This is a genomic window from Bradyrhizobium sp. MI1.11, assembly GCF_055811255.1.
The window spans coordinates 1-14,797 of the sequence record NZ_JBVVPM010000006.1 but is presented as its reverse complement, the minus strand read 5'-3'; the positions used below and the strand labels follow the sequence as shown (position 1 = coordinate 14,797).

Annotated in this window: 16 protein-coding genes and 1 pseudogene; 7 read left to right on the top strand and 10 right to left on the bottom strand. The window is 63.9% G+C overall.

The genetic code is table 11. The features are described from left to right. Positions 1-36: 36 nt before the first annotated feature. Positions 37-420, top strand: a complete 384-nt coding sequence (locus tag AC0L30_RS08010) for a DUF1236 domain-containing protein (protein WP_007593296.1) — start codon at positions 37-39, stop codon at positions 418-420. A 43-nt stretch (positions 421-463) separates the two neighbouring features. Here AC0L30_RS08010 and AC0L30_RS08005 read toward each other — a convergent pair whose 3' ends face one another. From AC0L30_RS08005 to AC0L30_RS07995, 3 genes are all read right to left on the bottom strand, one after another. Continuing rightward, positions 464-841, bottom strand: a complete 378-nt coding sequence (locus AC0L30_RS08005; RefSeq protein WP_354127494.1) for a VanZ family protein — start codon at positions 839-841, stop codon at positions 464-466. 76 nt (positions 842-917) lie between these two features. After that, the gene (locus AC0L30_RS08000) at positions 918-1,520 is read right to left on the bottom strand and encodes a thiamine pyrophosphate-dependent enzyme (protein WP_007593294.1); all 603 of its coding nucleotides are present in this window, start codon (positions 1,518-1,520) and stop codon (positions 918-920) included. 10 nt (positions 1,521-1,530) lie between these two features. Next, the gene (locus AC0L30_RS07995) at positions 1,531-2,097 is read right to left on the bottom strand and encodes a thiamine pyrophosphate-binding protein (protein WP_007593293.1); all 567 of its coding nucleotides are present in this window, start codon (positions 2,095-2,097) and stop codon (positions 1,531-1,533) included. Positions 2,098-2,364: 267 nt separating this feature from the next. On the opposite strand from AC0L30_RS07995, the gene AC0L30_RS07990 reads away from it, so the two are divergent. Next, positions 2,365-3,414 (top strand): hydroxyacid dehydrogenase, encoded by a 1,050-nt coding sequence (locus AC0L30_RS07990; RefSeq protein WP_354164458.1) that lies wholly within the window; start codon positions 2,365-2,367, stop codon positions 3,412-3,414. 34 nt (positions 3,415-3,448) lie between these two features. Here the strand turns inward: AC0L30_RS07990 and AC0L30_RS07985 are convergent, their stop codons facing one another. Further along, positions 3,449-3,682: a hypothetical protein gene (locus AC0L30_RS07985; protein ID WP_354201310.1), complete on the bottom strand. Its 234-nt coding sequence runs from the start codon at positions 3,680-3,682 to the stop codon at positions 3,449-3,451. On the opposite strand from AC0L30_RS07985, the gene AC0L30_RS07980 reads away from it, so the two are divergent. Both AC0L30_RS07980 and AC0L30_RS07975 read left to right on the top strand, forming a co-directional pair. Continuing rightward, on the top strand, positions 3,582-3,980 hold the full coding sequence (locus AC0L30_RS07980; protein WP_354201307.1) for a flagellar basal body rod protein FlgC: 399 nt from the start codon (positions 3,582-3,584) through the stop codon (positions 3,978-3,980). The genes AC0L30_RS07985 and AC0L30_RS07980 overlap by 101 nt on opposite strands. A 193-nt stretch (positions 3,981-4,173) precedes the next feature. Beyond that, positions 4,174-4,386 carry a hypothetical protein gene (locus AC0L30_RS07975; RefSeq protein ID WP_007593289.1) on the top strand — a complete coding sequence of 71 codons (213 nt, stop codon included), beginning with the start codon at positions 4,174-4,176 and terminating at the stop codon, positions 4,384-4,386. Between the two features lie 4 nt (positions 4,387-4,390). Here the strand turns inward: AC0L30_RS07975 and AC0L30_RS07970 are convergent, their stop codons facing one another. The 6 genes and pseudogenes from AC0L30_RS07970 to AC0L30_RS07945 all read right to left on the bottom strand — a co-directional run bounded on the left by AC0L30_RS07970 (position 4,391) and on the right by AC0L30_RS07945 (position 11,782). After that, positions 4,391-4,969, bottom strand: coding sequence for a GNAT family N-acetyltransferase (locus AC0L30_RS07970; RefSeq protein ID WP_007593282.1), 579 nt, complete (start codon positions 4,967-4,969; stop codon positions 4,391-4,393). 6 nt (positions 4,970-4,975) lie between these two features. After that, positions 4,976-7,332, bottom strand: a pseudogene (locus tag AC0L30_RS07965) (Orn/Lys/Arg family decarboxylase). Positions 7,333-7,435: 103 nt separating this feature from the next. Next, complete coding sequence (locus AC0L30_RS07960; protein ID WP_473404111.1) at positions 7,436-9,640, bottom strand: xanthine dehydrogenase family protein molybdopterin-binding subunit; 2,205 nt, start codon at positions 9,638-9,640, stop codon at positions 7,436-7,438. Between the two features lie 7 nt (positions 9,641-9,647). Then, the gene (locus tag AC0L30_RS07955; RefSeq protein WP_473404110.1) at positions 9,648-10,664 is read right to left on the bottom strand and encodes an FAD binding domain-containing protein; all 1,017 of its coding nucleotides are present in this window, start codon (positions 10,662-10,664) and stop codon (positions 9,648-9,650) included. Then, positions 10,661-11,152 carry a (2Fe-2S)-binding protein gene (locus AC0L30_RS07950; RefSeq protein WP_473404109.1) on the bottom strand — a complete coding sequence of 164 codons (492 nt, stop codon included), beginning with the start codon at positions 11,150-11,152 and terminating at the stop codon, positions 10,661-10,663. The genes AC0L30_RS07955 and AC0L30_RS07950 overlap by 4 nt, the downstream gene beginning before the upstream one ends. A gap of 150 nt (positions 11,153-11,302) precedes the next feature. Continuing rightward, complete coding sequence (locus tag AC0L30_RS07945) at positions 11,303-11,782, bottom strand: Lrp/AsnC family transcriptional regulator (protein WP_007593271.1); 480 nt, start codon at positions 11,780-11,782, stop codon at positions 11,303-11,305. A gap of 134 nt (positions 11,783-11,916) precedes the next feature. On the opposite strand from AC0L30_RS07945, the gene ald reads away from it, so the two are divergent. From ald to AC0L30_RS07930, 3 genes are all read left to right on the top strand, one after another. Continuing rightward, complete coding sequence (ald, locus tag AC0L30_RS07940) at positions 11,917-13,032, top strand: alanine dehydrogenase (protein WP_473365737.1); 1,116 nt, start codon at positions 11,917-11,919, stop codon at positions 13,030-13,032. A gap of 175 nt (positions 13,033-13,207) precedes the next feature. Continuing rightward, on the top strand, positions 13,208-13,426 hold the full coding sequence (locus AC0L30_RS07935; RefSeq protein ID WP_007593267.1) for a hypothetical protein: 219 nt from the start codon (positions 13,208-13,210) through the stop codon (positions 13,424-13,426). A gap of 148 nt (positions 13,427-13,574) precedes the next feature. After that, positions 13,575-14,633: a YeiH family protein gene (locus AC0L30_RS07930; protein WP_354164478.1), complete on the top strand. Its 1,059-nt coding sequence runs from the start codon at positions 13,575-13,577 to the stop codon at positions 14,631-14,633. The last annotated feature ends 164 nt before the right edge of the window (positions 14,634-14,797 follow it).

Here is a 14,797-nt window from a genome sequence, read left to right as displayed (position 1 = left end):
TTGAAGGCGCACAACAATCACTGGAGACATAAGCACATGAAAACCCGTCTTGCGATTTCGTTGGCTGCCGCGTCGCTGCTGGCGTCGAGTGCGGCCTTTGCTCAGTCGACGACCGAAGAGGGCGCCAGGAACGGCGCACGCGCGGGCGGCGACATCGGCGGCCCGGTCGGAGCGATGGTCGGTGGTACCGTCGGGGCGGCGGTCGGCGCTGGTCTGGAAATCCCGAATGCGATCCTCGGCGGAATTCCGCGTGATGATTCGGTTGTGGTCCACGAGCGCGTCGTGGTCGGCGAGCCGCTGCCGCCGACCGTGGTGCTGCGGCCCGTGCCGAACTACACCGAATATCGCTATGCGGTCGTAAACGACCGCCGCGTGATCGTGGAGCCGCGAACGCGCCGCGTCGTCAAGATCATCGACTGATCGATCGGAGCGTGAGCTTTGAAGAGACGGGCCCTGCGGAGCGTCACTCCGCGGGGCCTTGACTCGAGAGGGCCGAATTTACGCGAAACCGCGTCATGGCCCAATCGGCGATGGCCGCCAGCGCGAAGCCGATGCAGGTGGTGCCGGCATCGACCAGAAAGTCCTCCAGCCGCGGATGTCGTCCCGGTGCCCAGAATTGCATCAGTTCGAGCAGGCCGATCAGCACCACGGCGATGGCTGTCGCCGACAGGCGGCGGCGCGGATAGGCGAAGCCGAAGGCTAGTCCCACCAGGACGAAGGCAAGGGCATGTTCGCCGTCCTGGCCAAGGTCGGAATGGGGCCGCAGGCCGGGCGGACCGAGGGTTGCAAAGGCGACGGCGGCGGCAAGCAGCCAGGCAGAGGAGCGAACCAAAATGGACATCCGCACCGCTTAGCACGGATTGCAGCAGCTTGCCGAGGCGCCGGGATCAGATCGCCGTGTAGTTAATGACGAAACGTTAAAGCGGCTCGCGCACGCCCAGGCCGTGCATGAAGCGTTCCCGGATTTGTACGGGATCGCGTCGGGTGGCGCCGACGCCGGGCTTGTCATCGATACGAACGGCGATCAGGCTGGGCTCGCCAGCCGACATGGCTTCCTCGACCAGACGCTCGAAATCCTCCTCGTCCGCGGCCCAGGCGCTGTTGGCAAGCCCGGAGCCGGTCGCGATGGCGACGATGTCAGCTACGTTCGCGGCCGGTGTCGGCTGCGCGCCGGTGATCTGGTAGATGCCGTTGTCCATCACGATCATGACGAGATTTTTCGGCTTCAACGCCGCGATCGTCGAGAGCGCGCCGAGCTGCATCAGGAGCGAACCATCGCCTTCGAGCGCAAAGACGCGCCGGTCCGGTTGCGCCAGCGCCACGCCCAGCGCGATCGGGAAGGCGAGGCCCATGCTGCCGAGCATGTAGAAATTCTGCGGACGGTGGCCGGCGGCCCAGAGGTCGAAATTGGTGTTGCCGATGCCGCCGATCACGGCTTCCTCGTGCTCGAGTTTCGCGATCAGGCGCGAGGTGACGTCGAAGCGGCTCATCACTTTGGTGTTGCGCGCGTCTGTCTTCATTTGGCCGTCCTCACTTGTCGAACACCTTGCCGCCCGTGAGCAGCGGGTTGAGGATCAGCGCGACTGGCGCCTGCGTCGTGATGGCCTGCTTGATCGAACGGTCGGCAATGAATTCGAGCTCGTCGAGCCGAGTGATGGTGTGATGCTCCAGCGCCAGGGAATCCAGCACCGGACGCATGGTGCGGCAGACCAGTGACTGGCCGTAATTGAATTCGCCGAGCGTGCCGCGCTCAGACACGAACATGATCAGCGGAATCTGGTAGGGCACCGCAAGCGAGGCCAGCACGTTGGCGAGCGTCGCAAACCCCGAGGTCTGCATCAACACCGCGCCCCGTCGTCCGCCCATCCAGGCGCCCGAGACGATGCCGACGGCCTCCTCCTCGCGGGCGGTGGCAAAGGTGGTGAAGAACGGATCGGCGTGCAGGTTCTTGATCAGCGGCGTCAGCACGCGGTCGGGCACGTAAGGGACGAGGCTGATCTCGTTCCGCTTCAGCGTTTGCAGGACGATGCCGTGCCAGCTCTTGTCGCTGGAGGTCTGCGCCGCCTCGGACGAGGTCTGTTGCTCCGCAATCGGCATTGCGTTCTCCCTTCGGCCGCGCATGCTTCTTGGTCTTTTGCCTTTGTCGTGGCCATCGTCTTGGCCGTCGCGGCGGTCTGCCGAACTTGACGCAGGCAGCGGGATTGTCAACATGTCCGGGCTGCACCGTGATCTGCGCCAGACGGCCTGCCGCGGCCGGTGCCGCCGTGTCATAAGCGGCAATAACAAGAGAACGGAGGAACGTATGAAAGGATCGCGCGCCGCGCTGGCCCTGCGGATCTCCTGGAGAAAGCCGGAAGGGTCCTGATGTCCGTCAACAGCAAGCGCGTCTTCTACGTTAAATATCTGGCCAATCCGATCTATATCGACATTCTGAAGGCGCGGCCCGACGTCCGGCTCGATCGCATCGAGAACGAGAGCCCCGAGGAATATTTCGCGCCGATCATCGAAGCGGCTCATGTCTACCAGATCGGCGCCGCCCGTGACGAACTGGCCCCGCATTTCCATGTCGATGCTGCCTTCCTGAAGCGCGCGCCGAACCTGCTGCTCGTCTCCAGCAACGGCGCTGGATTCGATCCTGTTGACGTCGAGGCCTGCACCGATGCCGGCGTGCTGGTCGTCAACCAGTCCGGCGGCAACGCCCATTCCGTCGCCGAGCATGCGCTGGCGATGATGCTGACGCTGTCCAAGCGCATCATCCAGTCCGACCGCAAGCTCCGCAGGGAGTCCAACGTCAACCGCAACGAACTCGTCGGCAACGAGATCGAGCACAAGACCGTCGGCATCATCGGCCTCGGCAATGTCGGTCGCCGCATCGCCGCGCTGTGCAAGGGCCTGTTCGGCATGAAGGTGCTGGCCTACGATCCGTACCTGACGGCCGAAATGATGGCCGAGCGGGGCGGCGAGAAGGTCGAGCTCGACGAGCTCTTGCGCCGCGCCGACTTCGTCTCGATCTCCTGTCCGCTCGACAAGGGCAGCCGCAATATGATCAGCGTGCGCGAGTTTGGGTTGATGCAGCCGCATGCGTACTTTATCACCACGGCGCGTGGCTTCATCCACGATGAGGATGCGCTGCTCCAGGCGTTGCGTGACAAGCGCATTGCGGGCGCCGGTCTCGACGTCTGGTCGAAGGAGCCGCCGCCGCCGGAGCATCCGCTGCTCCAGCTCGACAACGTGCTGGCGAGCCCGCATACGGCCGGCGTCACGATCGAGGCGCGCCAGAACATGGGCCGCATCGCCGCCGAGCAGGTGCTGGATACGCTCGACGGTAAGCGCCCGCCGCGCATCATCAATCCCGAGGTCTGGCCGCGCTATGCGGAGCGGTTCAAGCAGGCGTTTGGTGTGATGCCGGCGTAGGGCGCGCGAAGTCTGATCGTGCTCCGATCGCTGGTTACGAGGATGAAAACAGAAAGCGGCGGATTTTACTGATGGCGTGAGTGAACACGTATGACTTGTCCTGTAGATCAGGGTTCATGAGCATATTTTCGATTGCGACATCCGGACTTTCCGCGGCGAGTTTGCGTGTGAACGTGGCCGCGAGCAATATCGCCAACATTCGCACGACAGGCCCGCTACCTGCGTCAGGCGGATCGAGCACATCGGCCAGTGCGGTCAGTTCGAGCATTAGTCCGACGTTTCCCGCGGCTTATGTGCCGTTGCGAGTCGATCAGGTCGACCAATCGAGCGGCTCGACGCCGGGCGGTACGTTCACGACCGTGTCGGCGGTTTCGCCGAGCTTTACCGCACAATCCGACCCAAGCGCCCCCTTCGCAAACCAGGACGGCCTGGTCGCCGCGCCGAATGTCGATCTCGCCAGCGAATTCGTTCAACTGGCGACCGCGAAGTACAGCTTCATTGCCAATGCGAAGGTCATTCAGGCCTATTCAGAAACGACAGAGTCGCTACTCGACATCACGACGTGATGTCGGCGCGGGCGCTCGTGTCGCGCGCGCCTTCCGCAGGCCCCTAGGCAGGGCGAGGGTGGTTGACGGATTGAGCCGACGACTGTCGGCGGGCGGGAACCGCGCCCCGACCTTGATCCGCATCAAAATCTCCCTCCCGCAATCCGGCTAAATGGGATTAGAGTGAGCGCCGCCGGGGCAGGCAGGAGGTCCCATGTCAACTTATGTGGTCAGGTTCATGAAGGACGTGCTCGGCCAGTACGGCCGGCAGATCGAGGTGTGCCAGGGCACGCTCGAGATCGACGCTTCCGACGAGAACGAAGCCAGAGAGCGGGCGAAGGCGAGGTTTTGCGAGGACCAGGCACTGCACCACTGGTCCTTGCATGCCGACCGCATCCAGGTCAGACCGGCTGACTTTCCGTCGTGAGGGCCTAGCGGCCGGGCGCCGTGACGGGCGGCGGCGCGGTGACGCCCGCACCGAGCGAGCGCTGTACCATGACGGTGTCGGACCAGTGACCGTTGCGATAGGCGACACCGCAGAGCAGGCCGGCGCGCGCGAAACCGAACTTCTCGTGCAGCGCCAGCGAGGGGGCATTGTCGGCATCGATATAGCCGATCATCTGGCGGAAGCCGGCCGCCGCACACGCGTCGATCAACTCCTGCAGCAATAGCCGTCCGACTCCGCGGCCGAGATGGTCGTGGTGCACATAGATCGAATGCTTGGCGGCGTAGCGATAAGCTGGACGCTTGCGGAACAGTACCGCATAGGCATATCCCACGACTTCACCACGAAAGGTCGCGACCAGATGCGGCAGGCGGGTCTGCTTCAGGTTCTTGCGCCGATCGCGCAGATCGTCCGGCTCGGGCGCACCGGTTCCCTCGACATCGCGCGGCACGCCGTTGCGGACGTGATGGCGGTAGATCGCCAGCATCGCATCGACGTCGCTCTCGCGTGAGGGCCGGACCACGACTGGCCCGTCATCCGGGCGCGCAATCGCAGTTTCGTTCATCGGCACCTACCCGGCAACGACGTAAGTATAGAGCCCGATGCGCCCCTGCGCATCGATCTCCTTGTAGACGCCCTGGATTTCCACATCGAAGCCCGGGAACGTGTTGAAGCAGGTCTCGAACATCTTGAGATAATCCAGCATGGGCTTGGCCCGTTCCGTCAGCCGCTCGCCGGGCACGATGGTTGCGATGCCGGGCGGATAGACCACGAAGGGCGTGGTGGCGATGCGGCCCGTGATCGCCTCGATCGGCAGATAGTCGACATCGTTGCGGAACAGGTAGCGCGCGGCATCGCGGGGCGACATCGCGATGTCAGGCATGTGCTCGGGCATGAACTGCCGGGCCTGGAGTGCGCTGACGTCGGCGGCACGGAAGAAACGGTGCATATCGCCGCAGAGATCGCGCAGCCGCACGCCGGCATAGCGCGCCTGCCGTCGCTGGCAGAACTCCGGGATGGCGTCGGCCAGCAGCGCATTGTCGTCGTGCAGCCGCTTGAATGCGACGAGACCGGAGATCAGCGTGCCCGCCTTGCTTGCTTCGACGCCCGGAGTGAGCAGGAAGAGCAGGGAGTTGAGGTCGTTCTTCTCGGGGACGATGCGGTTCTCTCGCAAATATTGCGCGACGACCGGCGCGGGGATGCCGTGCTCGACATAGGCGCCGGTGATGCGATCGAAGCCGGGCGTGAGCAGCGTCAGCTTGTTCGGATCGGTCATGGCAAAGCCCTCGCTGAGGCCAGGGAAGCCATGCCAGGCGCTGTCGGGGGAGAGCTGCCACAGCGCAGGGTTGGTGGCGAGTTCGTCGGTGGAGAGTGTTTCCCAGGCGACGTTGTGGGCGGCGCCGGCGCGGCTGACGTCGGGAATTGCGACGCGGTCGGGGACGAAGGGTTCGAAGAACCAGCGGCGGTCCGGAGTCTGCTCCTTCTCCTCGAACTCCCGGCGCATCGCGCGGATTTTATTGCGCAACTCGATGCCGAGCCGGATCGTGTCGTCCCACAACACTTCGCCGGAGCGGCCCTTCATCATCTGTGCGCCGACGTCGAGCGAGGCGAACAGCGGGTAGAATGGCGACGTGGAAGCGTGCTGCATGAAACTTTCGTTGAAGCGGCGGTGCTCGACGCGCCGTTTCTGGCCGCGGATGTGACGATCCTTGATGTGGATCTGGGATGCCTGCGAGAAGCTCGCGAGCTGCTTGTGGGTCGACTGCGTCGCGATGATGCCGGGAGCCTCGGGGGGAAGGTTGGTCAGCCCCATGGCGAAGCGGCCGGCATAGAGCGGGTGGAATTTCATGAAGCCGGCCCAAGCCTCGTCGAACAGGATGTGCTCGCAGAGATGGCCGATGCGCTTCAAGATCATCTCGGCGCTGTGAATGGTGCCGTCATAGGTGCACTGCTCGACCACGGCGACGCGGAACGGCCGCTCCTTGCGCCAGGCGTCCTTGTCCGTCACCAAGGGATGATTGCGGATCGTCTCGCGCAAGGTTTTCTCGTCGAGCATGTCCCAGCGCATCGGGCCATCAGGCCCCAGGCGTTGCGGATGGTCGGCACGTAGACCGGAACGCCGCCATTGATCATCAGCGCGCCATGATGAGCGGCTTTGTGATTGTTGCGGTCGAACAGCACGAGATCGCCGTCGGTGACGAGAGCGCCGAGCGCGATCTTGTTCGATGTCGAGGTTCCGTTGAGCACGAAATAGGTCTTTTCCGCGCCAAAAATCTGGGCGGCTTCCTTCTGCGCCCTTAGCGCGGGACCTTCGTGGGTGAGGAGGTCGCCGAGGTCGAGCACGGAATTGTCGAGGTCGTCGCGGAACACGGACTCGCCGAGATGTTCGACGAACACCCGCCCGATCGGGCTGCGGTTGTAGAACACGCCGCCATTGTGGCCTGGACAGGTCCAGAGCTGGTTGCCCTCTTCGGCATAATCGACCAGCGCGCCGAAGAAGGGCGTCTTCAGCGTCTCCGCATATTGCTTCAGACGGCTGATCAGGTTCTTGGCGATGAAGGTCGGTGTCTCCTCGGACAGGAAGACATAACCGTCGATGAAGTCGAGCACCTCGACCGGCAGATCCTCGAACCGCTTGCGCCGGATCAGGAGGATGATCGGGAAATCGAGGCCGCGCCGCCGCATCAAATTGATCAGCGCCGAGGTCTTGCCCTCCAGGCCCTTCTTGCCCCAGTCCACCACCATGCAGCCGATTGCGGCATCGGTCTGCACCGCCATCTCCGCGTCCTCCAGCTTGCGGGCGCGAACGACCTCGAAGCCGGAACGCTGGATCTCCTCGATGATCTGGTTGAAGCGGACACCTTCGAGGTCGTCGGCGTCGAACACAGGTGCGGCGAACAGGAAGTTGAAGCGCTTGAAATAGTCCATGTCATGTCCCGAATGTGCGAGACCGACAGGTCTCGACACATTTGATGACAGCTGGATGACAGGGAGCGCGATCCCGAGCGGGCCGGGTCGGATGACCATCGGCTCAGTCCAGCAGCTTGTCCAATGTGATCGGGAAGCGGCGGATGCGTTTGCCGGTGGCGTGATAGACGGCGTTTGCGATCGCCGCCGGGACGCCGACGATGCCGATCTCGCCAATGCCCTTGATGCCGAGCCCGTTGATGTGCGCGTCCGGCTCGTCGACGAAGATCACGTCGATGTCGTGAACATCCGCATTCACGGGAATGTGGTACTCGGCGATGTTCGCGTTCATGATCCGACCGAAGCGATGATCCATCACCGTCTCCTCATGGAGCGCCATCCCGATCCCCCAGACCACGCCGCCCATGATCTGGCTGCGGCCGGTCTTGGTGTTCAGAATCCGCCCGGCCGCAACGGCGCTCACGACCCGCGTCACGCGAATGACGTTTAGCTCTTCGTCCACCTTGACCTCGGCGAAGACGGCCGAATGGGTGTTGCGCGCGTGTTTCTTGTCCTCACCGAACTGGTTGAGCTTCTCCTTCTCGATGCGCTCGACGCCGCCATGGCGCATCGCGTCGGCGATCGAGACTGCGCGGCTGTTGTCGCTGGCGCTGGCAATGCTGCCGTCGGTCAGCACCGTATCGACAAGCTCGGCGCCGGCGACCGGCGAGCCTGGCATCTTCCCGGCCAGAGCTAACAGCTCCTTGCGCACTTCCTCGGCGGCTGCGAGCACCGCATGTGCGCTCGAGGCGGCCATCCAGGAGCCGCCCTCGACAGGCGCCTGCGGCAGACTGGAATCTGCGAGCCTGACGCTGATGTTCTCGATTGGCAGGCCGAGTGCGTCGGCTGCGACCTGAGCGACAATGGTGTAGGTGCCGGTGCCGATGTCCGATGCGGCACATGACACCTCGGCATGTCCGTTCGACGTCAGCGCGATACGGACGGCGACCGGCATCTGCAGTGCTTCCCACACACCCGTCGCCATGCCCCAGCCGACCAGCTCCTTGCCGTCGCGCATCGAGCGCGGCACAGGATTGCGTCTGCTCCAGCCGAAGGCGTCCGCGCCGCGCGCGTAGCATTCGCGCAACTGCTTGCTGGTGTAGGGCAGGTTTTCGCTCTGGTCGCGATCCGAGTAGCACTTCAGCCGCAGTTCGACCGGGTCGAGCTTGAGCGCGACGGCGAGCTCGTCCATGGCGCATTCGAGCGCGCAGACGCCCGACGCCGCGCCCGGTGCGCGCATATCGCAAGGCGTGGAGACGTCAAGGTGAACCAGCTTGTGCGCGAAGCGGCTGTTCGGACTCTTGTAGAGCTGTTCGGCCCAGCCGGTATCGTTGCGCGCAAAATCCTCGTAGCGCGAGGTGACGGCAATGGCCGCGTGCGTAACGGCGTCGAGCGTACCATCCGATTTTGCGCCGAGCGCGACGCGCTCGATGGTCATCGGCCGGTATCCGAGCCCGTACATCTGCTGCCGCGTCAGCACGACGCGAATGGACCGCTTCAGCGCGAGCGCGCCGAGCGTTGCCAACACCACCTGATATTGCGGCCGCAAGCCGGAGCCGAAGGCGCCGCCGACGTATGGCGAGACCACGCGAATGTCATCCGGTTTCTTGTCGAACACCCCGCAGAGAAATTTGTGGACGTTCTGGACGCCTTGAGTCTTGTCGTAGATCGTGAGCTTGCCATTGCTGTCCCAGACCGCCGTAGTCGCATAGAGCTCCATCGGATTGTGATGCTCGGTCGGTATCACGTAGTCCGCCTCGTGGCGCACATAAGCTCCCGCAAGAGCCGCTACGGCGTCGCCCCGCGGCTTGTGCGGCTTGTCCTTCTCGGCAGCGTTGCTGCGCTCGCCTTCGAGGTCGGTCGCAAAACCATGCTGCTCATATTCGACCCGCACGAGAGTCGCGGCAAATTTCGCGGTTTCCCAGTCCTCCGCCACGACCAACGCAATCGGCTGGCCATTGAACTTGATCGTGTCATCATAAAGCGGACGGAAAGGCGAGCCTTCCTCGGGCGCTACTTCGTCCTTCCACGAATCGTCCTTGTCGGCCAGTGGCGGACGGTTCGCATGCGTGAGCACGTCGAGTACGCCTTCGACCTGGAGTGCCGTACTGGTGTCGAGGCGGGCAATGCGCCCGCATGGAATGGTGGCCTCGACCACGAAGCCATGGAGGAGCCCGTCCGCCGGAAATTCGCCGGCGTATTTGGCGGCCCCGGTGACCTTGGCTCGGCCGTCGACACGCGACGTTGGCGTTCCGACATAAGCGTTCATAGGGTCCTCACGCGATCTTCTTGTGAGCCTGGGATTGCGGTGTGGCGTTCGCCGCCTGTGTCAGCGTCCGCACGATGGCGCGGCGTGCGAGCTCGACCTTGAAGCCGTTATGTGAGCGGGCCGTTGCTCCCTGGAGCAAGAGATCCGCGGCGTGCGAGAAGTGATCGGGCGTCGCGGCCTGACCGCGCAACGCAGCTTCGGCTTCGAGGCTGCGCCAGGGCTTGTGAGCCACGCCGCCGAGCGCCACGCGTGCCCCGCTGATTGCGTTGCCCTCCAATTCGAGCGCGGCGGCAACCGAGACCAGAGCAAAAGCATAGGACATGCGGTCGCGAATTTTGAGGTAGCTGTAGTTTTGAGCAAAGCCGCGCTGCGGCAGCTCGATCGCCGTGATGATCTCGCCGGTGCCGAGATTGGTATCCACATGAGGCTTGTCGCCGGGCAGCCGATGGAAATCGGTCAGCGCGATGTTGCGTTCGCCGGAGGGACCTGCGATGTGCACGCGCGCATCGAGCGCGGCCAGCGCCACGCTCATGTCGGATGGATTGGTCGCGATGCAGGCGGCGCTCGTACCCAGGATCGCATGGTTGCGGTTGAGGCCGTCCATCGCCGAGCAGCCGCTGCCGGGATGTCGTTTGTTGCAGGGCGTGGCCGTGTCATAGAAATAGGCACAGCGCGTTCGCTGCATCAGATTGCCGCCGACGGAGGCCATGTTGCGCAATTGCGCCGATGCGCCGGCCAGAATGGCGCTGGCGAGCAGGGGATAGCGCTGCTCGATCAGTGGGTGGTAGGCGAGGTCCGAGTTCGGCACCAGCGCGCCGATGCGCAGGGACCCGTCGGACGTCTCCTCGACCTTGCGCAGCGGCAGGCGGGAAATGTCGATCAGCCGGGAGGGGCGCTCGACATTCTCTTTCATCAGGTCGATCAGATTTGTGCCGCCGGCAATGAGTTTTGCGCTGGGATCGGCGGCGAGCAGGCGAATCGCGTCGGCGACATCATTGGCTCGGGCGTATTGGAAGTTGTTCATGGCTGGCCCATTGCCTGCTGGATGGCGGCGACGATGTTCGGATAGGCGCCGCAGCGGCAGAGGTTTCCGCTCATCAACTCCCGGATCTCGTCGGTATCTTTGGCACGGCCTTCGACGAGCAGTCCGGCCGCCGAACATATCTGTCCCGGCGTGCAATAGCCGCACTGGAAGGCGTCATGGTCGATAAACGCCTGTTGCAGTGGATGCAGCGCGCCGTCGTTGGCAAGGCCTTCGATGGTCGTGATCTTCGCGCCGTCCTTCATGACGGCGAGCGTGAGGCAGGAATTGATTCGCCGGCCGTCCACCAGCACCGTGCAGGCGCCGCACTGACCATGGTCGCAGCCCTTCTTGGTGCCGCTCAGCGCAAGATGGTCGCGCAAGGCATCGAGCAGCGTGGTCCATGGCACGAGATCGAGCGTGTGACTGACGCCGTTGACGACAAAATGGATCGGAATGCGTTCGGAAATTTGATGCGTGACATCGCCCATGTCCTGCTCCCTGCGACGGCGACCGTGCCGGACGTCAGCCGTGTTGACGCGGGGGCACGCCTCCGCCGGCCAATAGCGCCCAACGGACCACCGACCGGTTGGTTCCTTTTGATTCCCTTGCCGGTAGTTCGCCTTTCCGAGAGGTTGCGATCAGCGCTTCGCTTCGCCGAACACCACATTCGGCACGGCGCGGTTGACGACCTCGCGCAGCGCGAAGCTCGATTGTACCCGCGCGACGCGCGGCAGGCGCGACAGCTCCATGCGGTGGATGCGCTCAAAATCCTGGATGTCGCGGGCGAGCACAATCAGGATGTAGTCGTCGGTCCCCGACATCAGGAAGCAGCGCACGACGGACGGGCATTTCACCACTTCCGCCTCGAACGCCTTCAACGCCTCGTCGCTTTGGCTTTCCAACGCGATGCGGACCAGCACCGTGGTGGTAAGGCCGAACTGCGCGAGGTCGAGCGTGGCCTGATAGTCCTGGATATAGCCGTCGTCTTCCAGCGCCTTCTGGCGCCGCGCGAGCGCGGTGCTTGATAGCCCAACCTTGTTGGCGAGCTCGGTGTGGCTGGCCCGCGCATTGGTCGTGAGTTCCGCGAGGATTGCGAGATCTTTCCGGTCGAGGGCCAAAGTTTCGTTTCCAGCGTGAAAGGGCGTTTGCGCGCCGGAAACCGGCGCAGGGATGGCAAAGCTAGCGGATATTTGCACGAAACCAAACCGGGCAGGTCGCTACGATCATGAGGTGAATCAAAAGGAGGCCAGGGATGCGCGTCGGTGTGCCCAAGGAAATCAAAGTGCAGGAATATCGCGTCGGGCTCACCCCGGGCGCAGTCCGCGAATATGTCGCGGCCGGGCACGAGGTGACCGTCGAGAGCGGCGCGGGTGGCGGCATCGGCGCATCCGACGAAGTCTATAGGCGGGCAGGGGCCACCATTGCCGACAGCGCGCGCGACATCTTCGCGAAGTCCGACATGATCGTGAAGGTGAAGGAGCCCCAGAAAAGCGAGTGGGCCCAGCTCCGCGAAGGCCAGATCCTGTTTACTTACCTTCATCTTGCGCCGGATCCCGAACAGGCCAGGGGTTTGCTCGCCTCCGGCTGTACTGCGATAGCCTATGAAACCGTCACCGACGCGGCCGGTCACCTCCCCCTGCTTGCGCCGATGAGCGAAGTCGCCGGCCGCCTCGCCATCGAGGCCGCCGGCGCCGCGCTCAAGCGTTCGGCCGGCGGCCGCGGGCTGCTGCTGGGCGGCGTTCCCGGCGTGCAGCCGGCGCGGGTCGTCGTGCTCGGCGGCGGCGTGGTGGGAACGCAAGCCGCGCGCATGGCCGCGGGCCTTGGCGCCGAGGTCACCGTGATCGACCGCTCCATTCCAAGGTTGCGGGAGCTTGATGACCTCTTTGCAGGGCGCGTGCGCACCCGCTTCTCCACCATCGAGTCAGTCGAGGAGGAGGTGTTCGCTGCCGACGTCGTGATCGGCGCGGTGCTGGTGCCGGGCGCGAGTGCGCCCAAGCTCGTCACGCGTGCGATGCTGGCATCGATGCGACCGGGCGCCGTGCTGGTCGACGTCGCGATCGATCAGGGCGGCTGCTTCGAGACCTCGCACCCGACCACGCATGCAGAACCAACTTATGTGGTCGACGGCATTGTGCATTATTGCGTCGCCAACATGCCCGGCGCAGTGCCGGTGACGTCGAGCCAGGCGCTGAACAACGCGACGCTACCGTTCGGCTTGATGCTCGCGAACAAGGGTTTTGCCGCGGTGCTGGAAAATCCACATCTGCGCAGCGGGCTGAATGTGCATCGCGGCCGCATCACCAACAAGGCGGTGGCGGAGAGCCTCGGGCTGGAATTTGCTCCGGTGGGGAGCGGGCTGGCGGCATAGAGCATGATCCGGAAAAGTGCGCAGCGGTTTTCCAGGCCGGAAGAAGAAAACTATTGTCCCGTGCCCGTCCTGCGGAAGGAGTTTCCCCGCCGGGAGGCAAAAAAGCCAATCGCTTCCATTGCTGTTTGGGGCCGAAACGACGACATTTCCATCAGAAATTGATGGATTGACTGCTATGGAACGCACCAGGTTTGAGCCTTTCGGCGAGCAATTGGTGTCCGCAACGGACACCCAACCGCGCTCGCGCGGGTCGAAGCTGCTGCTGCGGGTTGGCACCGGCCTGTTCTGGTCGCTGGTTGCCGGCATCGTGCTGGCGCGTGCGGCCTTCTTCGAGCCCGGCGTCTACGATGGGTTCAGCCGCGTCGCCTCGCTGGCCAAGAGCCTGATCTTCTAAGGCGCGCCTGATCTTCTAAAGGGCGCCTGACCTTCAGAGCCAGATTATTCCGGGCTGAGGATAGAACTTCCCTGAGCCCTGATATGTCGAAAACTTATTTCCCAATCGGATGGCGCTGCGTATAAATCCTTCTCCTTGGGAGAGATTTGTGTCGCAGAATCAAGCATCCAGCCCGGCCGACGCCAAGCCGACCACGGCCACTGGCCGGATCGTCGCGCTGATTCCCGGGATCCTCCTCTGCATCGCCGTGGCCGGCGTTTCGGCCCTGCTCGAACGGGCGGAATTGGGCGTCTTCGAACATCCCTATGTCGAGGCGCTGGTGATGGCGATCTTGCTCGGCATGGCCGTGCGCAGCTTCTGGAAGCCCGCGCCGCGCTGGCAGTCCGGCATCGCCTTCAGCGCCAAGCAACTGCTCGAAGTCGCCGTCATGCTGCTGGGGGCCTCGATCAGCTTTGCTGCTATCGCGGCGTCCGGGGTCGCGCTGTTGGCCTCGATCGCAGCGGTCGTCGTGATCGCGCTCTGCGTCTCCTTCGGCATCAGCCGCCTGCTTGGTCTCTCGACGCGGCTCTCGATCCTGATCGCCTGCGGCAACTCGATCTGCGGCAATTCGGCGATCGCCGCGGTGGCGCCGATCATCGGCGCCAACAATGACGAGATCGCATCCTCGATCTCCTTCACCGCGATTCTCGGCGTGATGATGGTGCTCGGCCTGCCGCTGCTGATTCCGCTGCTGCAGCTATCGGCCACGCAATACGGTATCCTCGCAGGCCTCACCGTCTATGCCGTGCCGCAGGTGCTGGCCGCGACGGTGCCGGCGGGACTCGTCTCGACGCAGATCGGCACGCTCGTCAAGCTGATGCGCGTGCTGATGCTCGGGCCGGTGGTCGTCGGCCTCTCGCTGACCGCCTCGCGCTGGCACAGCGACGCCAAGAAGAGCAATGTCGGCTTTTTCCGCCTGGTCCCGTGGTTCATCCTCGGCTTCCTTGCGCTGGCGACATTGCGCTCGCTGGAGATCGTGCCGGGCACGGTGGTTGCCCCGATCACGCGGATCACGGGTTTTCTCACGGTGGTGTCGATGGCTGCGCTAGGCCTGGGTGTCGATGTGAAGGTGCTTGCCAATGTCGGGGGGCGGGTGACGGCGGCCGTAACGCTGTCGCTGCTGCTGCTGCTCGGCATCAGCATCGCGCTGGTGCACTGGTTCAAGTGAGCGGCGCGACACTGCCGTAGGGTGGGCAAAGGCGCGAAAGCGCCGTGCCCACCATTTCTCTCATGGAGAACGATGGTGGGCACGCTTCGCTTTGCCCACCCTTGTAATAGCGCGATCAGTTATTCTCGACCTGTTCCGTGAGGAATGGCCTGCCGCGGTTTGCA